At 43.7% G+C, this 23,258-nt stretch carries 20 protein-coding genes; all 20 read right to left on the bottom strand.

From position 1 onward, the window contains the following. Positions 1-138 precede the first annotated feature (138 nt). Entirely contained in the window at positions 139-408 is a 270-nt protein-coding gene (gene rpsO, locus QNH36_RS09330; RefSeq protein ID WP_144474916.1) for a 30S ribosomal protein S15, read from the bottom strand. A 124-nt stretch (positions 409-532) separates the two neighbouring features. Then, on the bottom strand, positions 533-1,486 hold the full coding sequence (gene ribF, locus QNH36_RS09325) for a bifunctional riboflavin kinase/FAD synthetase (RefSeq protein ID WP_144474915.1): 954 nt from the start codon (positions 1,484-1,486) through the stop codon (positions 533-535). Positions 1,487-1,576: 90 nt separating this feature from the next. After that, positions 1,577-2,494, bottom strand: a complete 918-nt coding sequence (gene truB, locus QNH36_RS09320) for a tRNA pseudouridine(55) synthase TruB (RefSeq protein WP_144474914.1) — start codon at positions 2,492-2,494, stop codon at positions 1,577-1,579. A 188-nt stretch (positions 2,495-2,682) separates the two neighbouring features. After that, entirely contained in the window at positions 2,683-3,063 is a 381-nt protein-coding gene (gene rbfA, locus QNH36_RS09315) for a 30S ribosome-binding factor RbfA (protein ID WP_251541969.1), read from the bottom strand. An 18-nt stretch (positions 3,064-3,081) separates the two neighbouring features. Further along, complete coding sequence (locus QNH36_RS09310) at positions 3,082-3,363, bottom strand: DUF503 domain-containing protein (RefSeq protein ID WP_251541971.1); 282 nt, start codon at positions 3,361-3,363, stop codon at positions 3,082-3,084. Continuing rightward, positions 3,363-5,681 (bottom strand): translation initiation factor IF-2, encoded by a 2,319-nt coding sequence (infB, locus tag QNH36_RS09305; RefSeq protein WP_251541973.1) that lies wholly within the window; start codon positions 5,679-5,681, stop codon positions 3,363-3,365. Before infB ends, QNH36_RS09310 begins: the two co-directional genes overlap by 1 nt. 19 nt (positions 5,682-5,700) lie before the next feature. Beyond that, positions 5,701-6,003 (bottom strand): YlxQ family RNA-binding protein, encoded by a 303-nt coding sequence (locus QNH36_RS09300; protein ID WP_251541975.1) that lies wholly within the window; start codon positions 6,001-6,003, stop codon positions 5,701-5,703. After that, complete coding sequence (rnpM, locus tag QNH36_RS09295; RefSeq protein ID WP_214704105.1) at positions 6,003-6,284, bottom strand: RNase P modulator RnpM; 282 nt, start codon at positions 6,282-6,284, stop codon at positions 6,003-6,005. Before rnpM ends, QNH36_RS09300 begins: the two co-directional genes overlap by 1 nt. A gap of 16 nt (positions 6,285-6,300) precedes the next feature. Next, on the bottom strand, positions 6,301-7,410 hold the full coding sequence (gene nusA / locus QNH36_RS09290; RefSeq protein WP_251541977.1) for a transcription termination factor NusA: 1,110 nt from the start codon (positions 7,408-7,410) through the stop codon (positions 6,301-6,303). A 118-nt stretch (positions 7,411-7,528) separates the two neighbouring features. Then, positions 7,529-7,999: a ribosome maturation factor RimP gene (rimP, locus tag QNH36_RS09285; RefSeq protein ID WP_144474907.1), complete on the bottom strand. Its 471-nt coding sequence runs from the start codon at positions 7,997-7,999 to the stop codon at positions 7,529-7,531. Positions 8,000-8,268: 269 nt separating this feature from the next. Further along, the gene (locus QNH36_RS09280) at positions 8,269-12,594 is read right to left on the bottom strand and encodes a PolC-type DNA polymerase III (protein WP_283905077.1); all 4,326 of its coding nucleotides are present in this window, start codon (positions 12,592-12,594) and stop codon (positions 8,269-8,271) included. Between the two features lie 944 nt (positions 12,595-13,538). Further along, the gene (locus tag QNH36_RS09275; RefSeq protein WP_283905076.1) at positions 13,539-15,242 is read right to left on the bottom strand and encodes a proline--tRNA ligase; all 1,704 of its coding nucleotides are present in this window, start codon (positions 15,240-15,242) and stop codon (positions 13,539-13,541) included. 96 nt (positions 15,243-15,338) lie between these two features. Then, positions 15,339-16,601 carry an RIP metalloprotease RseP gene (gene rseP, locus QNH36_RS09270; RefSeq protein ID WP_283905075.1) on the bottom strand — a complete coding sequence of 421 codons (1,263 nt, stop codon included), beginning with the start codon at positions 16,599-16,601 and terminating at the stop codon, positions 15,339-15,341. A 52-nt stretch (positions 16,602-16,653) separates the two neighbouring features. Next, positions 16,654-17,796 carry a 1-deoxy-D-xylulose-5-phosphate reductoisomerase gene (gene dxr / locus QNH36_RS09265; RefSeq protein ID WP_251541991.1) on the bottom strand — a complete coding sequence of 381 codons (1,143 nt, stop codon included), beginning with the start codon at positions 17,794-17,796 and terminating at the stop codon, positions 16,654-16,656. 93 nt (positions 17,797-17,889) lie between these two features. Continuing rightward, a complete protein-coding gene (locus QNH36_RS09260; protein WP_251541992.1) occupies positions 17,890-18,678 on the bottom strand; it encodes a phosphatidate cytidylyltransferase in 789 nt (262 codons plus the stop codon). Between the two features lie 19 nt (positions 18,679-18,697). After that, positions 18,698-19,474, bottom strand: coding sequence for an undecaprenyl pyrophosphate synthase (locus tag QNH36_RS09255; RefSeq protein ID WP_283905074.1), 777 nt, complete (start codon positions 19,472-19,474; stop codon positions 18,698-18,700). Between the two features lie 520 nt (positions 19,475-19,994). Continuing rightward, complete coding sequence (gene frr / locus QNH36_RS09250; RefSeq protein ID WP_251541993.1) at positions 19,995-20,552, bottom strand: ribosome recycling factor; 558 nt, start codon at positions 20,550-20,552, stop codon at positions 19,995-19,997. After that, positions 20,552-21,277, bottom strand: a complete 726-nt coding sequence (gene pyrH / locus QNH36_RS09245) for a UMP kinase (protein ID WP_079508458.1) — start codon at positions 21,275-21,277, stop codon at positions 20,552-20,554. The genes frr and pyrH overlap by 1 nt, the downstream gene beginning before the upstream one ends. Before the next feature lie 129 nt (positions 21,278-21,406). Then, entirely contained in the window at positions 21,407-22,291 is an 885-nt protein-coding gene (tsf, locus tag QNH36_RS09240) for a translation elongation factor Ts (RefSeq protein WP_144474899.1), read from the bottom strand. Between the two features lie 148 nt (positions 22,292-22,439). After that, positions 22,440-23,150: a 30S ribosomal protein S2 gene (rpsB, locus tag QNH36_RS09235; protein ID WP_144474898.1), complete on the bottom strand. Its 711-nt coding sequence runs from the start codon at positions 23,148-23,150 to the stop codon at positions 22,440-22,442. Positions 23,151-23,258 lie beyond the last annotated feature (108 nt).

The raw sequence follows: 23,258 nt of genomic DNA, 5'->3' as shown, positions 1-23,258 counted from the left end.
ACTTTTCAAGGGAGTTACGTTAAAATGTCTTTTATGTTATATTATCTCCAAAAAACGAGCACTTCATATCAATCAAAGGTTATGTAAAGGACAAAAAATTGCCTAATAAAAAAGCGGGATAAATCCCGCTTTTACAGACTATCTACGTAGACCAAGCTTGTTGATTAACTCGCGGTAACGAGCAACATCCTTGTTACGAAGGTAAGTCAAAAGGTTACGACGCTTACCTACCATCTTTAAAAGACCGCGACGTGAGTGATGGTCCTTTTTGTGAACGCGTAAGTGATCGTTCAATGTGTTGATTTCTGCAGTAAGGACAGCGATTTGAACTTCTGGAGATCCAGTGTCACTTTCGTGAACTTTGAATTCATTGATCAGTTCATTTTTACGTGCTTTTGAGATTGCCATCCATGTTCACCTCCAATTTTATAATCCCCTGTTACCGAGCAAGCGTCGGTGACTCGACTTGCCAAGCAAAGGTTCCTTTTTGATACGTTAATAAGAATACATCTTTTTACGACAAAAAGCAAGTCTAACCCTTGTTTTTTTCAAAGTGAAGGATTGCTTCCTGTTTATCTTTTTCGATTTGGGCAACAAGCTGCTTAATCCCCTCGAATTTACGTTCACTTCTCAGTCGGAGGTGCCACTCAATAATGGCCGATTCCCCGTAAATTTCTTTGTTGAAGTTAAAGATATGGACTTCTATCGATGGTTTTGCTTTTTTCTCCAGATGGAAGGTTGGTTTATAGCCGACATTGCAGACCCCTTCATGCCATTTGCCGTCAACCTTGATTTTCACGGCATAAACACCTGTTGGCGGGAGGATGTATTCTTCATCCATCAGCACGTTCGCAGTCGGAAACCCGATTGTGCGTCCTCGCCGCTCACCATTAATCACGATTCCCTTTGTTGTAAAGTATCTTCCTAGCAAATGTGGCATTTCATCTACTTTTCCATCTCTTAAGAATCCGCGGATCAAGGTAGAGCTTACCTTTTCATCTTCAGGAGTTGACAGTTTGGATACTATTGTGAAATCAAATTTTGACCTTGAATGGAACTGGATTGTTTCCATATTCCCCTTGCCCATCTTGCCATAGGAGTAATCAAAGCCAGCCACGACGTGACGGACATTCAGTCCAATGATATATTGATCGACGAACTCCTGGGGCAATAGACCTGAGAATTCGGTCGAGAAGGTGATCACGAATAAATAATCTACTCCCATTGCTTCAATCAATCGGGCCTTTTCTTCCAATGGCGTGATATATTCTATGTGTTGGATGCTTTTTCCCAGCACGACTGAAGGGTGGGGATCAAATGTCATAACTGCACTCTTGATTCTCTTGGCTTCGGCCACTTTTTTCGCTTCTCTGATCACCTGTTGGTGGCCCAGGTGAACTCCGTCAAAATAGCCTAATGCGATGGCCATTGCCGGAAAATCTTCTATTTTATACCCATGAGGATGGTTTAGCTTAATCAATTCCACGATTTAACTCACCTTTTCTGACCCAGCTGCTCTTTTAATCAGGACTTTCTTATTGATTGCTGATTACGTATCCTAATGTGGCAATACTTTTTATTGCTCATTTCTCAATACTTTGTCAGGTTTCATCATCCCGTGTTTGGTTGGGTGTGCCCTGTAGATAGCGAGCGCTTTTCCGTCTTCTGTTTCTGCTACAATAGGGCCTTCAACCCCTTCAAGATCCTTTGGAATTTGAAGCAATGCCCCATTTTTCACTTTCTCTGCTACTTTATCATTAATGCGATATTTCGGCAAATAAGAAATACCAGTTTCCAAAGGGTATAGAGCTGTTTCGAGCCTGGATTCCTCCGCCATTTCTTCAAGCTGCGCGAATGTAAAGCAATCTTCCAGGGAAAAGGAGGCCGACTGAATCCTGACAAGCGAAGACATATGTGCCGGATATCCTAATTTTTCACCAATCGTAACCGCTAAGGTCCGAATATATGTACCTTTGCTGCAAGATACCCTGAACTTAAAGCTGACCAGCTCGCCAGCATAAGAATCTCGATCATCGAGCAGTTCTATGCTATAGATCGTCACCTTCCTGGTTGGGCGTTCGACTTCGATTCCTTGCCTTGCATATTCATAAAGTTTCTTTCCGTTCACTTTTACCGCCGAATACATCGGTGGAGTTTGCTCAATTTCACCCACAAGTGAATGAAGGACACTTTCTATTTCCTTTTTTGTCAGTGTCCGGTCCACTGATTTTTCATCAACCTTTTCTCCTGAAGCATCTTCGGTCGTTGTGGTGAATCCAAGGGTTACTTCACCCTCATAGGCTTTTCCTGCATCTGTAATGTATTCTGCTATTTTCGTTGCCTTGCCGACACAGATTGGCAGTACCCCGGTTACATCAGGGTCCAGAGTCCCTGTATGGCCCACCTTCTTCGTCCTTAACAGCTTTCTTAGTTTAAACACACAATCATGTGAAGTCATTCCAGCTGGTTTAAAAAGAGGCAGAATCCCTTCCATATCCCTTCCTCCTTAAGTATTTATGTATTTTGCTCTGTTAACAAAGACTGTTGACTTCGTGCCAGGAGTAAAAACAACATTTCGACTTTAACAGAGCCATGTATTTAAAAATAAAAAATCTCGAAAAAAATGGATAGACGTTTTGTCTATCCATTTTTTTCGGTTAAGTTTCCAGACTAAATAACCTTTTAGTCAGTATCTTTATCTTGCTCTTCTTCTCCAGGCTGTTCATCTCTTTGCAGCTCATGGATTAGTGAATTGATGCGATTTCCGTAAGCCATTGTTTCATCAAACTCAAAGATCAGTTCAGGCGTCTTTCTCAGTCGGATTCGCTGGCCAATTTCTGTCCTGATGAAGCCTTTGGCTTTTGCTAATCCTTTTAGTGTATCTTCTCTCTGTTGTTCATCGCCTAAAACAGAGATATACACCTTCGCCTGCTGTAGGTCTCCGGTAACCTGGACATCCGTCACGGTCACGAAACCGACTCGCGGATCCTTGATTTTACGGCTGATGATGTCGCCCAATTCTTTTTTCATTTGTTCGCCAACACGATTTACTCTATGACCCATTTTCAATCACCTCTTTAATCAAAGCCATTCTATATCGGTGATGGTACGTTCGATCTCAGGAAAAGAATCAATCATTTTCAAGGCATTATGAAGCTCTCTCTCTGTAGCCACCTTTGATGCAGAGACAGCAGCAACCGCTATCGTTGTCCGCTGCCAGACATCGTGGTGGTCCACTTCAGAAACTGAGACATTGAACTTTTGCTTCAGCCTTGTGATAATCCGCTGCAGTACAGCTCTCTTTTCTTTTAGAGAATGAGCATCATAGATGATGCATTCACAGGCTGCTAAGCCTACTACCATTAACGTTCCACTTCTTCCATGATATATGCTTCAATTACATCGCCTTCCTTGACGTCATTGAAGTTTTTAATGGTAATACCGCACTCATAACCCTGCGCTACTTCCTTGGCATCATCTTTGAAACGTTTAAGCGCATCGACTTCCCCTTCAAAAATGACGACTCCGTCACGGATCAGACGAACGCCGCTGTCACGCGTGATCTTGCCATCAGTGACATATGAGCCAGCAATTGTTCCGATTTTTGATACTTTGAAAGTCTGGCGGACTTCAGCCTGGCCAATGACTTTTTCAGCATAAACCGGATCAAGCATGCCCTTCATCGCTGATTCGATCTCTTCGATTACCTTATAGATAATGCGGTGAAGTCGGATATCGACACTTTCAGAATCTGCAGCGCGTTTTGCGTTATTGTCCGGACGGACGTTGAAACCGATGACGATACCATTTGAAGCTGCTGCAAGGGTGATGTCAGACTCATTGATCGCACCAACACCAGTGTGAATGATTCTTACATTTACACCTTCAACCTCCAGTTTTTGCAATGCTGCTGCAAGTGCTTCAACTGAACCTTGAACGTCGGCTTTAATAATTAGATTTAGGTCTTTCATTTCCCCTTGTTTCATATGTTCAAACAATGTATCGAGACTTACGCGCGTTTTTTCGCTGCGCTGTGCCTGCAATGCCTGCTGTGAACGTGTTTCGCCAATTTGGCGTGCAGTTTTTTCATCTTCAAACACAACGAAGCGGTCACCCGCCTGTGGTACATCATTCAACCCTGTAATTTCAACAGGAGTGGACGGGCCAGCTTCTTTAACGCGACGGCCTAAGTCGTTCACCATAGCACGCACACGTCCGAATGTGTTTCCGACAACGATCGGATCCCCGATTTTCAAAGTACCATTCTGGACAAGCAATGTCGCCACAGAGCCGCGCCCTTTGTCGAGCTGAGCTTCAATCACGGTACCGATTGCATTTCTATCTGGATTTGCTTTGTATTCTTCCACTTCACCTACAAGAAGAATCATTTCAAGTAAGCTGTCGATCCCTTCACCAGTCAATGCCGAGATTGGTACAAAGATTGTATCCCCGCCCCATGCTTCCGGTACAAGACCATACTCTGTCAGTTCCTGCATTACACGGTCAGGATTTGCAGCTGGTTTATCCATCTTGTTGACGGCAACGATAATTGGTACTTCGGCCGCTTTAGCATGGTTCAATGCTTCCACTGTCTGTGGCTTGACACCGTCATCGGCAGCAACAACGAGAATCGTGATATCCGTAATTTTCGCACCGCGTGCACGCATTGTTGTGAAGGCTGCGTGACCAGGTGTGTCAAGGAATGTGATTTTCTTGCCATTATCTTCGACCTGGTAGGCACCGATATGCTGAGTGATTCCGCCAGCTTCGCCAGCAGTCACCTTAGTATTTCGGATAGAGTCCAGCAGCGTTGTTTTACCATGGTCAACGTGGCCCATGATGGTAACAACTGAAGGTCTCTCAACCAATGCTGCAGCCTCGTCCTCAGTGAAGTATACTTCAAGGTCTGTTGAATCGATCTTGATTTCCTCTTCTACTTCAACACCATAGTCAGTAGCAATCAATTCGATCGCGTCTTTATCGAGATCCTGGTTGATTGTTGCCATGACACCAAGCATAAAGAGCTTCTTGATGATTTCTGAAGGCTCACGGTTAAGCTTCTTGGCCAGTTCAGCTACTGTGAGGGATTCACTGAAGGTAATCTTTGATGGAAGCTCTTTTACCTTCTTTGGCTGTTGTTGCACCTGCTGTTGGTTCTGTCTGCCTTTATTCTGGTTCTGCTGCTGGTTCCTGTTCTTGTTGTTCTGTTTGTTCTTATTGTTTTTGTTGAACGGCTGGGAATTACCAGGCTTTTTAGCTGCTGCTGATGTTTTCACCTTTTCAGGTGTTGTCGCACGGCGCTCATCATCAGAAAACGCGCTGGCAGTCGTCTTAAGCTGCGGTTTCTGCTGTCCGTTATTGTTTCTTTGCTGGTTTTGGGCCTGATTGCGATTCTGGCCCTGGTTTGGCTTTTGGCCATGATTTGGTTTTTGTTGGCCCTGGTTGCGGTTTTGGCCCTGGTTGTCGCCCTGTGAAGCCTTTGGCTGATTTTGCTGCGGCTTCTTTGCTTCCTGATTACCATCTTTCTTTTGGTAGATCGAATCAAGCTTCTTTACAGTTTCATCTTCCATTGCAGTCATATGGTTGGAAACTTCAATATTCATTTCTTTTAATTTTATAATCACGTCTTTACTCGATAAATTATGCTTCTTTGCATATTCATAAACGCGTGTTTTACTCATATTTTCACCCCCGCTAGAATTAATCGAGCAACGTCAACAGTTTTTTTGCAAAACCCTCGTCCAACAGGGCTACTACAACACGTGCATCCTTTCCAATTGCCTGGCCAAGCTGGAACCTGTCCGGAACCACCTTGCAGGGAACGTTATAGGAATTGCACTTGTCGGTAATCTTTTTTGTAGTATTTGCGGATGCATCCGCTGAAAGCAAAATGAGTTTCGCTTTTCCGCTTCTGATTTCTTTGACGGAAAGCTCTTCCCCTGAAATAATTTTCCGCGCTCGATTGGCTAAACCAAGCAGTGACATCCATTGATTAGAGTTCATCAGGATCGTCTGCTCTCCTTTTCGATGAGGTCATTCAGCTCATCATATATTGCATCGTCCACTTGTGTTTCAAGCTGCTTGGACAATATATTTCGTTTTCTTGCTAATTCCACTGCTTCTTTTTCTTTTGAAAGATATGCACCACGGCCTGATTTCTTCCCTGTCAGGTCAACGGACACTTCTCCTTCTTTGGAGCGAACGATGCGAACTAGTTCTTTTTTCGGTCTCATTTCACCGGTTGCGACACATTTTCGCATAGGAACCTTTTTACGGCTGTTCACGATCATTCACCTCACATTAATCGATGTCTTCATTTTCATAATCATCATCAGCAGATAATAGCGGCTCATTGTCGCGTGGATAGATCCCGGACTCCCTAGCCTCAGTTTCCGCCTTGATGTCAATTTTCCATCCAGTCAGCTTAGCGGCAAGTCGCGCGTTTTGTCCGCGTTTTCCAATCGCCAGCGATAGCTGATAATCAGGAACGATTACCGTTGTTGCTTTTTCCTCTTCATTGACAATGACATCAAGTACTTTAGAAGGGCTCAATGCATTTGCAACAAATACTACTGGATCCTCAGACCATTTGACGATGTCGATTTTTTCGCCCTTAAGCTCATTAACGACAGCCTGGACCCGATTACCGCGAGGACCGACACATGATCCTACTGGGTCAACTTCTGCGTTATCAGAATGGACAGAGATCTTTGAACGATCACCTGCTTCACGTGCGACTGACTTAATTTCAACAGTGCCGTCATAGATTTCAGGTACTTCAATTTCGAAAAGTCTCTTTAACAGTCCCGGATGGGTTCTGGAAACGAAAATTTGTGGACCTTTAGTGGTTTTTTCAACCTTGGTGATAAAAACTTTGATGCGGTCATGAGGCTTGTAATGTTCGTTTGGCATCTGTTCATTCGCTGGCAGAATCGCCTCGATCTTACCCAGGCTCACATAGATGAACTTTGGATCCTGACGCTGGACGATGCCTGTCATGATATCCTCTTCACGATCGATGAATTCTGAATAGATGATACCTCTTTCAGCTTCACGGACACGCTGGGTGACAACTTGTTTGGCAGTCTGTGCGGCAATCCTGCCGAAGTCCTTCGGTGTGACTTCGAGTTCAACTACATCTTCTACTACATAGTTAGGATTGATTTTTTGTGCCTCTTCCAGTGAAATCTCCAGGCGAGGATCGAAGACTTCATCAACGACTTCCTTTCTGGCAAAAACACGCATTGAACCATTTCCCAAATTCAAGTCGATCCGGACGTTTTGGGCTTGATTAAAGTTGCGTCGGTACGCAGAAATAAGTGCTGCCTCAATTGCGTCAATTAAAACGTCCCTGGAAATCCCTTTTTCTTTTTCAAGAATTGTAAGAGCATCCAACAATTCGCTGCTCATGAGATATAAATCCCCCTTTTTTAACTACCCATCTTTTTAAGGCTTTTTTCAGAAACTATGTAACCCGATCATCCAAATTGGCCTTTAAACTAATTAACTGAAGATATTTCTGGACAGATTATGAAAAAGTGACTGCTAGCCTTGCGCCGGCAATCTTATCAAAAGGTATTTGAACTGTTTTCTTTCGGGTTTTAATCTTCATTTCCACAGTTACGGTTTCACCATTATAATCGGTCAAGATCCCCTCAAACGCCTTTTCCCCATCAATTGGTTCATACGTCTTTATAAAGACATTCTTGCCGATTGCTTTTTGATAATCCTTTTCCTTTTTCAAAGGGCGTTCTGCACCTGGTGAGGATACTTCCAAAAAGTAGTTATGCGGGATTGGATCAATGGCATCAAGCTTCTCGCTAAGGCGCTCACTGACGATGCCGCATTCCTCGATATCAATTCCGTTGTCCTTATCAATGTATACGCGCAGGAACCAGTTCTTTCCCTCTTTGACGTATTCAATGTCTACTAATTCCAAGTTATTTTCATTTAAGATGGGAGTTACTAGCTCTTCCACTGTTTCTGTTACCTTGCTCATAAAATCCCTCCTTTGACATAACATGACTTCATACTTTTTTGGTTATTATCCCACGAAAAAGTGCTTAACAAACAAGAAAGAGCGGGTTGCCCCACTCTCCTCTGCCAGAGTTATCCTTAGTATTTCCAATAAAAATATAACATAACCAGATATTTATTGCAAACAAAGGGTGTCTCAACGTTGATTTCATGCAGTTAGCCATGGTTATTGTCTAACAAAAATAGACCCCGGAAACGGAGTCTATTTTATTCATTACTAGTAAGTCAGCTTTAGAATAATGACAATTGGTTCTGGTCGGGCATTCCTTCCAGGCAGCCATGATTATCGAGATATTCCAAGATTGTCTTTGAAATCTTCCCGCGCTGCTGGAGGTCTTCTTTTGACAGGAACTCTCCCTGTTCACGCGCATTGACAATATTGATCGCAGCGTTTGTACCAAGTCCTGGAATCGCATTGAATGGCGGAATCAATTTATCATCTTCAATGATGAATTCTGACGCACTAGATTTGTACAAGTCTACTTTCGCGAATCCAAAGCCTCGTTCGCACATTTCAAGTGCCAGTTCCATGACGGTCATCAAGTTCTTCTCTTTTGTGGAAGCATCAAGCCCCTTGGCGTTGATTTCCTCGATGACTGCACGGATACTTTCAGAACCGCGGACCATAGCGTCTACATCGAAATCATCGGCCCTGACTGTGAAGTATGCTGCATAGTACATAAGCGGATGATGCACTTTGAAATACGCGATCCTGACAGCCATCAAAACGTAGGCAGCTGCGTGAGCTTTAGGGAACATGTACTTGATTTTTTTACAAGAATCAATATACCACTCAGGCACCTTGTTCTTCCGCATTTCCTCTTCCATTTCATCCGTCAGGCCTTTACCTTTACGGACGGATTCCATGATTTTAAACGCGAATGCCGGCTCTAGGCCCTGATAGATCAGGTATACCATGATATCATCACGGCAGCCGATTACCTCACTAAGATTACAGATATTATTATGGATCAATTCCTGGGCATTGCCGAGCCAAACGTCCGTTCCATGGGAAAGGCCGGAGATCTGGACAAGCTCAGAGAATGTCGTTGGCTTCGTATCTTCAAGCATCTGGCGTACAAACCGCGTACCGAATTCCGGTATCCCGAGGGAACCAGTCTTGGACATGATTTGTTCCTCTGTCACTCCCAATGATTCTGTACCGCTGAAAATCTTCATCACTTCAGGATCATCAGTCGGGATTGTCTTAGGATCGATTCCGCTTAAATCCTGAAGCATCCTGATTACCGTCGGGTCATCGTGACCGAGAATATCCAGTTTTAACAAGTTATCGTGAATTGAATGGAAATCAAAGTGGGTTGTTTTCCATTCAGAAGTGCTGCTGTCTGCCGGGAACTGGATTGGCGAAAAATCAAAAATATCCATGTAATCAGGCACAACGATGATGCCGCCTGGGTGCTGTCCGGTTGTTCGTTTGACACCCGTACACCCAGATGCAAGGCGGTCGATTTCCGCCCCCCTCAGATTAAGGTTGTTGTCACCCTGATAGCCTTTTACATAACCATAAGCCGTTTTATCAGCAACGGTACCGATTGTCCCGGCACGATAAACATAATCTTCACCGAACAGGACTTTGGTATAGTTATGGGCACGCGGCTGGTACTCACCTGAGAAGTTCAAGTCGATATCGGGAACCTTGTCTCCTTTAAATCCGAGGAAGGTTTCAAACGGAATGTCATGACCGTCTTTTTTATATTTAATTCCGCAATCAGGACAATCTTTGTCGGGAAGGTCAAAACCTGAACCGACGGACCCATCATTGAAGAACTCTGATTTTTTGCACTTAGGGCATACATAGTGCGGCGGAAGCGGATTGACCTCGGTGATTTCCGTCATCGTTGCAACGAAGGAAGATCCGACCGATCCACGCGAACCTACAAGATAGCCGTCATCCAGTGACTTTTTAACTAGTTTGTGAGAAATCAGATAGATAACAGCAAATCCATTATCTATGATACTCTTCAGTTCTTTTTCAAGGCGCGCCTCTACGATTTCCGGAAGGTCGTCCCCATAGATGCTTCGGGCCATTCCATAGCTCATGCTGCGCATTTCTTCATCGGCGCCTTCAATTTTCGGCGTGTAAAGATCGTCTTTGATTGGTTTGATGACATCGATCATGTCCGCAATCTTATTCGAATTTTCAACGACAACTTCTTTCGCTTTTTCCTCTCCCAGAAACTTAAAGGCGTCAAGCATTTCATTTGTGGTCCTGAAATGCACGTCAGGAAGCTCATGGCGGTTCAGCGGATTGGCACCACCCTGGGAATTGACCAGGATTTTGCGGTATATCTTATCATTTTCATTCAAGTAGTGCACATTTCCTGTAGCCACTACCGGCAAGTCCAGCTTCTCGCCAAGCTTGACGATATTGTTAATGATATCCTCAAGCGCTTTCTGATCCCTGACTAATTCCAGCTCCAGCAAGTGAGCATAAACCGCTTTTGGATGGACTTCAAGATAGTCATAGAACTGCGCTGCCTCTTCGACTTCTTCCGGTCCTTTTTGCATCATGCCTTCAAAAACTTCCCCTTTGTCGCATCCGGAACCAATCAGGATCCCTTCGCGATGCTTATTCAGCAAAGAACGCGGAATTCTTGGCACTCTGTAAAAGTAATCAATATGAGAAATCGAAACCAACTTGAAGATGTTTTTCAAACCAACTTCATTTTTAGCCAACAAGGTAGCGTGGTATGGACGCGCTCTCTGGAAAGCTTTCCCCTGCCCCATATTGTCATTAAGCTGGTCATGGTATTCCAGTCCTTTTTCAGCGGCATCCTTCAGCATTTTCAACAAAAGGTACCCAGTCGCTTCAGCATCATAAATCGCACGGTGATGCTGTGTCAATTCAATATCGAACTTTTTGGCAAGGGTATTCAATCTGTGGTTCTTCATATCAGGATACAGGAAGCGGCCCAATTCCAGTGTATCTATTACCGGATTTGGAGCTTTTCCTATCCCAATCTTTTTATAGCCGACATTCAGGAAGCCCATATCGAAAGATGCGTTGTGGGCAACAAGTACACTGTCTGCTGTCCACTCATGGAACCTTTTCAGGACTTCACTAACCTCTGGTGCATTCCGGACCATATCATCTGTGATGCCGGTCAGATTGATCGTTGTGGCGGACAGCCTATGGTGTGGATTTGCGAACGATTCGAACCGGTCGATGATTTCACCGCCGCGGATTTTGACAGCCGCAAGTTCAATGATCGTATCATATACAGCTGACAGACCAGTTGTTTCGACGTCAAAAACGACATACGTATCGTCAGCCAGCACTCGATGAGCGTCATTATAGGCAATCGGCACCCCATCATCCACGAGATTGATTTCTACACCATAGAGGATTTTGATATCATTTTTCTTCCCGGCTCCATATGCCTCCGGGTAAGACTGGACGACTGCATGGTCTGTGATCGCCACGGCCTTGTGTCCCCACTTTGATGCCTGGGCGACCAGTGCGCTTACAGGAGTCACTGCATCCATCTGGCTCATTGGACTGTGGAGGTGAAGCTCGACTCTTTTTTCGCCTTCTGGCGCAGAATCGATTCTTCCTTTAGGTTTGATTTCATTCACGTCATTTCCAATCATGACAAGATCGCGAACAAAAGTATCGTTCTGGATGCTTCCTCTTACCTTTAGCCACATCCCCTTTGATATGCGCTGGTAAATAGCTGCATCTTCCTTATCACGAGAAAACATTTTTACCATGATGGAGCTGGTGTAATCGGTAATCTTGAAAGTCAGAAGCGTCCTGCCGCTGCGAAGCTCTTTTGTCTCGGCAAAGAAAACATAACCCTCGACGGCTACACGGCGCTCTTCATCAACGATGTCCTCAAGCTTGCGGAAATCAGCATCATCTTTGATTGTCAAGCCGATGGTTACTGGCCCGTCCTGAGCTGGTCCATCACCCTGAGCTTTTTCTGCTTCCTTCTTCTGCATTTCAATCATCGCCATCAATCCGCGTTCCTGGTCTTCTTTTTCCTTTGCCTTAATGAACTTTTCATATTCATCAGAAGTGCTTTCTTCACTGACGACAGTATCTACCGTCAATGGCGGAAAACCGAAACCCTGGTAGATTTCTGCAATAATGACTCCGTATTTTCTCTTTAGAGCAAGTCCTTCTGCTTCATTCCTGGCTGTTAGAATGATTTTTGTCCCCTGTACTTTTGGTACCTGTTCATTCAGGAGCTTCAACAACGGAGGTGCTATACCATCGATTTCCTTGATGCACATCTTCCAGTAATCAAGGATTTGCTGCTCGCTGATTGCCTGCTCCAGCACTCTCACCGAATACGAGATTTTAGCAATATGTGAAAAAGTCTGCTCCAGTTTTCCTGTGAAGCTGCTAAAAAGCTGACAAGGAATGATTCTTTCAAATTGGAAAAAGAAATGCCATTTTCTTGCCTGCTTTTCAATTAGAACCCTATCAATCTCAGCATTTTGAAATTGGGTGACAATGGCATCTTCTGTAAGCTGCAGTTGCTGCAGCAGGAGCTGAAACCTTTCTTTTTTCCCTGACGAAAGATCACTCATGTTTATTTCTCTCCCATCTGAAAAGCTTGAATTCTATCTATCGGGCAAAAAGGCCCGTTGAAAACTAGTTAAGTTTTATTATTGAGTGTTTAATAGCAAAGGTTATTATAACATAAAATGGTTGCGCGGTTACCTGTGTTTGATATTTCCATTTCGATTCATCAATACATTCCTGACAATTAATTTCGAGTGGTTAAAATCAAGACAAAATTAACCTTTTTTCACTTATGCGAGTTGGGAACGGGGCTGTTGATTTCCTTTCCAGACTTCGCTTTCCGCGGGGGAAGAATTATGAAAAAGCTCAAGTGCCAGCTTTTTCAAAGACCAAATTCTTCTTGGCTGGCGGTGAGCTTCCTAGCTGTCGTTGGCGTCTGCGGGGTCTCACCTGTCCAGCTGATCCCGCAGGACATTGATTAGCTTCCTCGAACCTGCCCACGCACGAAGAAAATGCGTTAGCATTTTCGAGGAGTCTACGCGCCTTCCACTCCAATCAACAGGGCTTCTAAACTCATTATGGTTTACCTTTTCGAAACCAGGTTCATGAGGATATTAAACCGCTTGATAAAAAGCAATACACAAACTGAAAGAACTATTCTCTTAAACATGGTTGATAATTTCTTAAAACAAGTTCTAATTTCATTAATCTCTCACCGAAGCGTCTCGAGGGGCTAGGCGCTGGAGCTGGAGCTGGATTAAGACACCTATATTACAGTTATCCACACAAAAATGCTTTTGTACAGCTATAATCGGACATATAATCTTCATACAAAGTCCTTGGATAATAAAAATATAATTATCTGCGTGTAAGAACAAAAAGCGCAAGCGCCTTGTTCAGCCCCGACAAGCGCTGGAGGGCCTGACAGTGAAGTCGTTCTTTGACTTCATTGGCAGGAAATTTCCTATACAATGAAAAAAGCGGACCCTGAAAAGGATCCGACTTCTGATTATAGTTCTTTCAAAATGTTTTTCAGTGTATCTGCCAGTTCATCTTTGTGTACTTCCTGCATTTCACCGTTTTTGCGGATTTTTACTTCGACGATTCCTTCACTGGCTTTCTTGCCGACGGTGACTCTTACTGGCAAACCAATGAGGTCCGAATCAGCGAATTTCACTCCTGGGCGTTCCTGTCGGTCATCCAGCAGGATTTCCATTCCAGATTGCTGCAGGCTGGAATACAGTTCTTCAGCCAGGTCTGCCTGGGCACTGTCCTTCATGTTCACAGCGATCAAATGGACATCGAATGGAGAAATATTCGTTGGCCATACGAGTCCATTTTCGTCATTGAATTGCTCGGCAACTGCTGCCATTGTACGGGATACCCCGATCCCATAGCAACCCATGATCATCGGTTTGGACCTTCCATTTTCATCAAGGATTTCAGCATTCATTGATTCACTATACCTTGTGCCAAGCTTGAATACATGGCCTACCTCGATTCCCTTTGCGAAAACGATCGTTCCCTGCCCATCAGGTGATGGATCTCCTTCTTTAATAAAACGAAGATCAGTAAAGGCTGCAACCTTGAAATCACGGTCAGGGTTTACATTTGTATAATGGTAATCTTCTTCATTGGCACCGCAGACACCGTTGACGATTGCTTCAACAGCATGATCTGCAAGCACCTCTACGCCATCCACTCCGATTGGTCCCAAGGAGCCGACTGAGCAGCCAAGTACTTCTTTAGTTGTATTGGTGTCTGCTAATTCAACATTAGCAGCTCCATAATAATTTTTCAGCTTGATATCATTCACTTCATGGTCGCCACGTACTAAAACAAGTACAAAGCGATCATCTACTTTGAACAGCAGTGACTTGATGCAGTCTTTTTCTTCTACATTCAGGAAGCTTGAAACTTCTTCGATTGTCTTCTTGCCTTCTGTGCGAACCTTTTCCAGCTCCTTAGCCGGCTCGCCGCTCTTTTCGTACACTGCAGTGACTGGAGCCATTTCGATGTTCGCAGCATAATCGGACGTATCAGAATAAGCAATGGTATCCTCTCCAATATCCGAAAGGACCATGAACTCGTGCGTGTCCTTTCCTCCCATTGCTCCCGAATCAGCAATGACCGCACGGAAATTCAAGCCACATCTCCGGAACACATTGGAGTATGCCTGGAAAATGCGTTCATATACCTCATCCAGACTCTCCTGTGTCGCATGGAATGAATACGCATCCTTCATGATGAATTCGCGGCCGCGAAGGAGTCCGAATCTTGGGCGCTTTTCATCGCGGAATTTCGTTTGGATCTGATAAAGTGTCAGCGGCAGGCGCTTATAAGACTTTACTTCGTCACGCACAATGCTGGTGATGACCTCTTCATGAGTTGCACCGAGGGCAAACTCACGATCATTCCTGTCCTTCAGTCTCATTAGCTCTGGTCCATAAGAATACCAGCGGCCGGATTCCTGCCAGAGTTCCGCTTGCTGAAGTGCAGGCATGAATAACTCTGCCGCACCGGCATGATTCATTTCTTCCCTGATGATTGCCTCTACTTTTTGCAGGACCTTTCGCCCTAAAGGCATGTATGTATAGATACCGCTGGCATTTTGGCGGATGAAGCCGGCTCTTAGCAATAGCTGATGGCTTTTTACATCTGCGTCTGCTGGTACTTCTCTTAAAGTAGGAATAAGCGACATACTTTGCTTCATTGATTAACACCTCATTATGATAATTTCATATCTTTTGAAAAAATCTTCCTGCCCGATGAATCCCGGGCAGGAAGTCCATTTCTATCCTTCTGTTTTTTACAGGAAAAACCTTTGAATATCGTTCCATGTGACCACTAGCATCAGAAGCATCAATAACGCGAATCCAATGAAGTGGACCATTCCTTCTTTTTGCTTGTCGATTGGTTTTCCTCTAAGGGCTTCAACTGCAAAAAAGGTCAGCCTGCCGCCATCCAAAGCTGGGAATGGAAGCAAGTTCATGATCCCAAGGTTAATGCTCAGGATCCCAGCCCATTTCATTAAATAGAAAATCCCTGACTTGGCTACAGTATCAGTGGACACATAGATTCCTACCGGGCCCGACAAGGCGTCAATCGAAAATTGGCCAGTCAGGAGTTTCCCCAGCATGGAGAAAATTTCAGTTGTCCAGAAATACGTTTCCTTGACTCCGTATGAGATCGATTTTAATGGTGATTTTTCAACAGGGCTATAAACACCAATCAAACCGATTTTTTCACCTTCTACGTCTTTCACTTCAGGCGTAACTGGCACATCCATGCTCTGTCCTTCACGGTTAATCGAGAAATCAAGCTCATTTCCAGGGTTTTTGCGGATGATTTCCACAACATCCTGCCAGCTTGAAACTTCTGAGCCTTCAATGCTGTTGACTACATCACCTTCCTGAAGACCCGCCTTAAGGGCACTGCCATCAGGAGTCAGCTTGCCAAGTACCGGTTCATTCGATGGAATCCCCTGGAACAAAGCAAGGATAATGAAAATCACCATTGCCAAGATAAAATTCATCATCGGTCCTGCGAAGATTGCCATTGTTCTTTGGCCAAGTGTTTTAGAAGCGAACTGCCTGTCAAATGGCGCAATCTGTGTTTCTACGCCGTTTTCGACAAGTACCGCTGTTTTACTGACAGGAAAGGATGTCAGAAGGCTGTCGTCCTCCCCTTCCTCGTAACCTTTAATAAAAAGCTCGTGTTCAATATCCGCTTTTTCAACTTCGATGACTCTTGCATCAGGATACTTTTCCTTGTTCGTAAGGATGATTTTTTGAACTTCATCATTCTTATTAAAAAGCAAACCCACTCTGTGCCCTGGCTTGATTTCAATCATTTCAGGGTCTTCGCCAGCCATTCTCACAAAACCGCCGATGGGGAGGAGACGGATCGTATAAACCGTTTCATTTTTCTTGTGCGAGAAGACTTTAGGACCGAATCCAATCGCAAATTCCCGGCAAAGGATGCCAGCCCGTTTGGCGAATATCAGATGCCCAAGTTCATGGAAGAATACGAGGGCGCCAAAAATAACAATGAAGGCTATAACTGTATTCAAATTATCTAACCACCTTTTTTAAGGATAAGAATCCACTTTGATAGACTCACCTTTATACTAGCGAATTTACAAAGTTTCTTGTCTCTCTGTCAACCTCTTGGATTGTTTCGAGGTCTGGAGTTTCAATGATGCCATGGTGTTCCATTGCTTTCTCTATTAAGTCTTCAATTTGGAGGAAAGTGATTTTGTCCTCTAAAAAGGCGGCAACCGCGGCTTCATTTGCCGCATTCATCACTGCAGGCATCGTACCTCCTGCCCGCCCGGCATCATAAGCAAATTTCAGGCAGCGGAATCGTTCAAAATCCATATCCTTGAAATGAAGCCTTCCTATTTCGGCCAGGTTCAGCCTCTTTCCTGACACAAGCGGCAGCCTGTCTGGGTATGTAAGAGCATACTGAATCGGCACTTTCATATCTGGCGTCCCAAGCTGGGCGATGATACTGGTATCATGGAATTCAACCATCGAATGGATGATACTCTCCCTGTGGAGCAGAACCGAAATATCGTCATAAGGAAGAGAAAATAGCCAGTGTGCTTCGATTACCTCTAAACCTTTGTTCATCATTGTCGCGGAATCAATCGTTATTTTTGCTCCCATCGACCAGTTAGGGTGGTTCAAAGCATCTGATTTTGTCACACCATGCAGTTCTTCCCTTGCCTTGTCCCTGAAGCTCCCTCCAGATGCTGTAAGGATTAGACGCTCAATATTCTTTTCTTTTTCTCCCTGTAAAGCCTGGAAGATGGCGGAATGTTCACTGTCGACCGGAAGGATGGCCACGTTATGGCGTTTTGCTTCTTCCATGATGATATGGCCTGCGGTGACAAGTGTTTCTTTATTTGCAATCGCGATGGTTTTGCCTGAACGAATTGCTTCGAGTGTCGGCTTTAACCCTACACTGCCAAGTACAGCGTTAACAAGAACATCAGCCTTGCTAAAAATCGCTGTTTCTTCAAGACCAGCCAGTCCATGTACTATTTTGACCGATGGAAATTCTGGCTTTAAACGGTCAGCATCATCCTTCTCCTGTACCGAAACCAGTTCTGGCTGAAATTCATTGATGATTTTGCCGCAAAGCTCTATGTTCCGGCCAGCAGACATTGAAACAAGTTTGAATTCCTCAGGATGTTCCCTGATGACTTCAAGTGTCTGGATCCCAATCGATCCTGTCGCACCCAACAAGCTGATTCTTTTCACAATTCTTTCACTCCTAATATCTTCAACGGGGTTTTAATGTCCACCCCCGGAACGATCATGCGTTTAGGTTCCATCTTAGAATAAAAAAATCAATCACAACAGATGGATTAAGTGGATTAATGGCCAGACAAACAGCAGACTGTCAAACCTGTCTAGCATGCCGCCATGTCCAGGAAGGATGTTGCCTGAGTCCTTTACATTATAATGACGTTTCAAAGCAGACTCGACAAGATCGCCTATTTGTCCAAAAACTGATAAGAAGGCAGTCGCAGCCAATAGGATAATGGCCGATACGTCCATATCACCGAATATGCTGAACAGCAGCGCAACGACAAGCGCGGATGCTACACCGCCAAAAAAGCCCTCGGTCGTCTTGTTCGGGCTGATTTCTGGCCAAAGCTTATGTTTGCCAATTGCCCTTCCGATAAAATACGCTCCTGAATCGGTCGCCCAAATGATGAAAAGCGAATAAAATACATAAATCAGGTTTGCTTCCCGTGTTTCAATGAAGAAATAAAAACCAAGTCCAACATAAAGAGTCGACATAATCGAAAAGGCAACATCTTCAAAAGTGAAGCGATTTTTAGTGATGACAGTATATGTCAAAAACAAAAGTACTCCAAGGAAGAAAAGCTCCAATTTTGTATAATCAATCTCATTTAAAAAGCCGCTGTACTGACTGGGAATCAGGAAAATCCATAATAGGAGCAGAGATAGAATCCCCGGAACTGAGAAAAGATTTAACTGCTTCATTTTCAGCGCTTCATATAAGGCTACGGAAGCTATTAAATATACCATTGCGATGAATGGCCAGCCTCCGAAAATCACGATTGGAAGAAAAATAGCTGCTGCTATGACTGCTGTAATGATTCTTTGCTTCATTTACTTATTCACACCTTTTTTATACTCCTCCAAAACGCCGCTGACGGCCCTGGAATGCTTCTATTGCTTCAATTAAATGTTCTTCGTTAAAGTCGGGCCAAAGTACGTCAGTGAACCAGAACTCCGTATAGGCAAGCTGCCAGAGCATGAAATTGCTCAAACGGATTTCTCCGCTTGTCCTGATCAATAAATCGGGATCATTCATGTCCTTTGTCATCAAATATGAAGAGAAGGCTTCTTCGGTTAAATCATCTTCTGAAATCTTGCCATTTTTTATATCGATCATGATTTTTTTGACACCATCTAAAATTTCTGCCCTGCTACCATAATTAAGGGCAAAATTCAGAACAAGGCCTGTATTATCCTTTGTATCCTCCATCGCTTTCCCGACCGCTTTTCTTGTATGCTCTGGAAGCTTATCCATATAGCCAATCATTTCGACACGGACATTTTCTTCAATCAATTCAGGAAGGAAGGTACCCAGGAACTCTTCTGGCAGCTTCATCAGGAAATCAACTTCCATTTTCGGCCTTTTCCAGTTTTCTGTAGAGAAAGCATATACAGTCAGAGTTTTGACTCCAATTTCATTGGCCAGTTTTGTTATTTTGCGGACAACCTTCATTCCTTCATGGTGGCCAGCTACACGGGGCAACGCACGTTTTTTGGCCCAGCGTCCGTTTCCATCCATGATAATGGCTACATGGGACGGGACTTGATGTTCTTTTATCTGAAGTATACGATCTCGGAAACCGGAAGGACTTGGCTCCTTCTTCCACGGATTCATTTTATTTAACATTGTGACAGCTCCCCCAAAAGATTATCTTTAGCACCATTCATTCAATCCGGCTGACTTTTCCCGGAAATGGTCTGGCACTGAAGCTGGACTGCTCACCAAAAGCCATAGAGTAATCCTTTTCTTCTCTCTTTCTTTTCCATATGCCACTATCATACCAAAAAAGAATAAAGATATCTCTATAAACGGATGGACTATGCGTGATATTATTTTGTTTTTGTCTGCTCCATTTCAATAGCAGCCTTATAAACAGACTATGTTGTTCAAAAGTAAAACAGAATAATACGGCTGATATTATTATATTCTATCATTCAGGCCGTTTACGTAAACTCATTGTTTTATGTACTTTACGAAAATATGCAGTTTTATCAGAATGAAGGCTGATTCCACTTCCCAAAAGTCTCTCTAGCAAAACCCTGACTTAGTTGGCTGGTGCCAATTCCACTTTTCTTCATTCCCGCTAATATGTATAGAGAAAAAACCCCCTGGAAAACAGAGGGTTTTCGATGATCATTACCTGGAATTAAACTTCCATGATTTCTTTTTCTTTGTCTTTCGCAATCTGATCGATCTTGGCAATATGCTCATCAGTAAGCTTTTGAATATCGTCAGAGTATCCACGAAGGTCATCTTCAGTGATTTCTCCGTTTTTCTCTAGTTTCTTCAAATCTTCATTTCCATCACGGCGGATGTTGCGGACAGCGATTTTTGCTTCTTCAGCTTCCTTTTTCACGAGCTTCGCAAGTTCTTTCCGTCGTTCTTCTGTTAGCTGAGGAATCGCGATTCTGATGATGGATCCATCATTAGCTGGGTTTAGCCCCAAATCAGACTTTAGGATTGCCTTTTCAATTTCGCCAAGGATTGACTTATCATACGGCTGGATGACCAGAAGACGTGCTTCCGGCACAGAGATTCCCGCAAGCTGATTGACCGGAGTTGGTGCACCATAATAATCCACCTGAATCCTGTCTAAAAGAGAGGCATTTGCCCTCCCTGCACGGATGCTGGCAAGTTCGCGTGTAAAAGCTTGGATCGCTTTTGACATTCTTTCTTTTACATTAGCAATAGCTTCTTTTGGCATTAGTTTTTCCCCCTCACGATTGTTCCGATTGTTTCACCCATTACTGCGCGTTTAATATTCCCCTTTTCCATAATTGAGAATACAATTAACGGGATATCATTGTCCATACATAGGGATGACGCAGTTGAATCCATGACAGCAAGACCTTCCTTCAACACATCCAAATAAGAAAGTTCTTCGTATTTAGTCGCATTCTTATCAACGCGCGGATCAGCAGAGTATACACCATCGACGTTATTTTTCGCCATAAGGATTACATCTGCTTCGATTTCTGCAGCCCGGAGTGCAGCAGTAGTATCCGTCGAGAAGTACGGATTCCCTGTTCCGGCAGCAAATATAACAACGCGTTTCTTCTCGAGATGTCTGATTGCCCTTCTTCTGATATACGGTTCTGCAACCTGACGCATTTCGATGGAAGTTTGAACCCTTGTCTCGATTCCCGCTTGTTCCAGACTGTCCTGCAATGACAGGGAATTCATGACGGTAGCAAGCATGCCCATATAGTCTGCCGTCGCTCTGTCCATTCCCATTTCTTCGCCGATCTTGCCTCTCCAGATATTTCCTCCGCCTACTACTACAGCGACTTCCACATCCAGTTCAGCAATCTCCTTTACCTGGTCTGCAACATTTTTGATTACCGACGGATTGATGCCAAATCCTTGTTCTCCGGCTAATGCTTCTCCACTTAACTTTAAAACAACTCTTTTGTATTTAGGGCTGGTCATAGGGTACCTCCATATGTAATTTAAGGCTTTCCGAAAGCAGGCATGCTCACGGAAAAAACCTAATTAAAGCTATGTCCAAAAACAGGGAACACTGGAGTGTTCCCTGCAATTACATAGGCTAGTGAAAGATTATTTCTTGTTTACCTGATTCATTACTTCTTCAGCAAAGTTATCTTCACGCTTTTCGATGCCTTCGCCTACTTCATAACGAGTGAACTCACGAAGTGTTCCGCCTTTTGATTCAACAAACTGGCGTACTTTTTGGTCAGGGTTTTTAACGAATGCCTGGTCAAGAACACAAACATCTTCGAAATATTTGCTTAGGCGGCCTTCAACCATTTTAGCAACGATGTTTTCCGGCTTGCCTTCGTTAAGAGCTTGTTGAGTAAGGATTTGACGCTCATGCTCAACTTCTTCTTGAGATACTTCGTCACGTGATACATATTTAGGGTTCAATGCAGCGATGTGCATAGAAACGTCTTTAGCAGCTGCTTCGTCAGTAGTTCCTTCAAGAACTGAAAGTACGCCAATGCGTCCGCCCATGTGAAGGTAAGCACCGAATGCATCGTTATCAGTTTTAGTTACAACTTTAAAGCGGCGAAGTGACAGTTTCTCACCAATTTTAGCAATTGCATTGTTGATAGTAGTTTCTACTGAATCGCCATTTTCCATAGTTTGAGCATTAGCTTCTTCTACAGATGCTGGCTTATTCTTAAGAAGGTGCTCAGCGATTTCCTTAACAAGAACCTGGAAGCCTTCGTTCTTTGCTACGAAGTCTGTTTCAGAGTTTACTTCTAGGATGACTGCTTCATTTCCTTCTGTAAGGATGTAAGTTGTACCTTCCGCAGCGATACGGTCAGCTTTTTTTGCAGCTTTAGCGATACCTTTTTCACGAAGGAAATCGATAGCCTGGTCCATATCACCATTTGTTTCCTGAAGTGCCTTTTTGCAGTCCATCATACCTGCGCCAGTTTTTTCGCGCAATTCTTTTACCATTTGTGCAGTAATTGCCATAATGAAATTCCTCCTAAAATCTCGGTTATATGTAACTATACTTTATTTTAACTTGATTTTGCCAATATAAACCCTAACGAGGCTTATATGGAATAAAGTCTTAAAAAAAGGTGATAAAGGGCGCTTCCCTATATCACCTTATTTTAAATTAAGCTTCTACAGTTTCTGTAGTTTCTTCGCCTTGCTTAGCTTCGATAATAGCGTCAGCCATTTTAGATGTAAGCAATTTAACAGCGCGGATCGCGTCATCGTTCGCAGGGATAACTACGTCGATTTCGTCTGGATCACAGTTTGTATCAACAATTCCAACGATAGGAATGTTCAATTTGCGTGCTTCAGCAACAGCGATGCGCTCTTTGCGTGGGTCAATGATGAAAAGAGCATCTGGAAGAGTCTTCATATCCTTGATTCCGCCTAAGAACTTTTCTAAGCGCTCTTGCTCTTTTTTCAATTGAACTACTTCTTTCTTTGGAAGTACTTCAAAAGTTCCATCTTCAGACATTCTTTCAATGTTCTTAAGACGAGAGATACGCTTTTGGATTGTTTCGAAGTTTGTTAAAGTACCGCCCAACCAGCGTTGGTTCACATAGTACATACCAGAACGAGCTGCTTCTTCTTTAACAGAATCTTGAGCTTGTTTCTTAGTACCTACGAAAAGAACAGTACCGCCGTTACCAGCTAGCTCTTTCACGTAGTTGTATGCTTCTTCAACCTTCTTAACAGTCTTTTGAAGGTCGATGATGTAGATGCCGTTACGCTCAGTGAAGATGTATTTCTTCATCTTAGGGTTCCAACGGCGAGTCTGGTGACCGAAGTGTACACCAGCTTCAAGCAGTTGCTTCATAGAAATTACTGACATTGTGTTTCCTCCTAATGGTTTTGATTTCCTCCGTCCAAATCACCTTCAGCCAGGAACTGCCTGGCAGCACCATCTGGCCAAATCATTGAACGTGTGTATTAACACCAT

The organism is Mesobacillus sp. AQ2 (assembly GCF_030122805.1).
Lineage (GTDB): Bacteria > Bacillota > Bacilli > Bacillales > Cytobacillaceae > Mesobacillus > Mesobacillus oceanisediminis_A.
This window is presented reverse-complemented; position numbering and strand designations above follow the sequence as displayed.

Excerpts from the sequence above, each read along its gene's own strand:
- rimP (WP_144474907.1), bottom strand. The coding sequence starts at position 7,999 with ATGAGCAAGGTAACAGAAACAGTGGAAGAGCTAGTAACTCCCATCTTA.
- nusA (WP_251541977.1), bottom strand. The coding sequence starts at position 7,410 with ATGAGCAGCGAATTGTTGGATGCTCTTACAATTCTTGAAAAAGAAAAA.
- pyrH (WP_079508458.1), bottom strand. The coding sequence starts at position 21,277 with ATGACCAGCCCTAAATACAAAAGAGTTGTTTTAAAGTTAAGTGGAGAA.
- truB (WP_144474914.1), bottom strand. The coding sequence starts at position 2,494 with ATGGAAGGGATTCTGCCTCTTTTTAAACCAGCTGGAATGACTTCACAT.
- rbfA (WP_251541969.1), bottom strand. The coding sequence starts at position 3,063 with ATGGGTCATAGAGTAAATCGTGTTGGCGAACAAATGAAAAAAGAATTG.
- QNH36_RS09275 (WP_283905076.1), bottom strand. The coding sequence starts at position 15,242 with ATGAAGCAAAGTATGTCGCTTATTCCTACTTTAAGAGAAGTACCAGCA.
- QNH36_RS09310 (WP_251541971.1), bottom strand. The coding sequence starts at position 3,363 with ATGGTAGTAGGCTTAGCAGCCTGTGAATGCATCATCTATGATGCTCAT.
- tsf (WP_144474899.1), bottom strand. The coding sequence starts at position 22,291 with ATGGCAATTACTGCACAAATGGTAAAAGAATTGCGCGAAAAAACTGGC.
- QNH36_RS09280 (WP_283905077.1), bottom strand. The coding sequence starts at position 12,594 with ATGAGTGATCTTTCGTCAGGGAAAAAAGAAAGGTTTCAGCTCCTGCTG.
- QNH36_RS09300 (WP_251541975.1), bottom strand. The coding sequence starts at position 6,003 with ATGAACTCTAATCAATGGATGTCACTGCTTGGTTTAGCCAATCGAGCG.
- QNH36_RS09260 (WP_251541992.1), bottom strand. The coding sequence starts at position 18,678 with ATGAAGCAAAGAATCATTACAGCAGTCATAGCAGCAGCTATTTTTCTT.
- frr (WP_251541993.1), bottom strand. The coding sequence starts at position 20,552 with ATGCCAAAAGAAGCTATTGCTAATGTAAAAGAAAGAATGTCAAAAGCG.
- rpsB (WP_144474898.1), bottom strand. The coding sequence starts at position 23,150 with ATGTCAGTAATTTCTATGAAGCAACTGCTTGAAGCTGGTGTACACTTC.
- QNH36_RS09255 (WP_283905074.1), bottom strand. The coding sequence starts at position 19,474 with ATGTTAAATAAAATGAATCCGTGGAAGAAGGAGCCAAGTCCTTCCGGT.
- infB (WP_251541973.1), bottom strand. The coding sequence starts at position 5,681 with ATGAGTAAAACACGCGTTTATGAATATGCAAAGAAGCATAATTTATCG.
- rpsO (WP_144474916.1), bottom strand. The coding sequence starts at position 408 with ATGGCAATCTCAAAAGCACGTAAAAATGAACTGATCAATGAATTCAAA.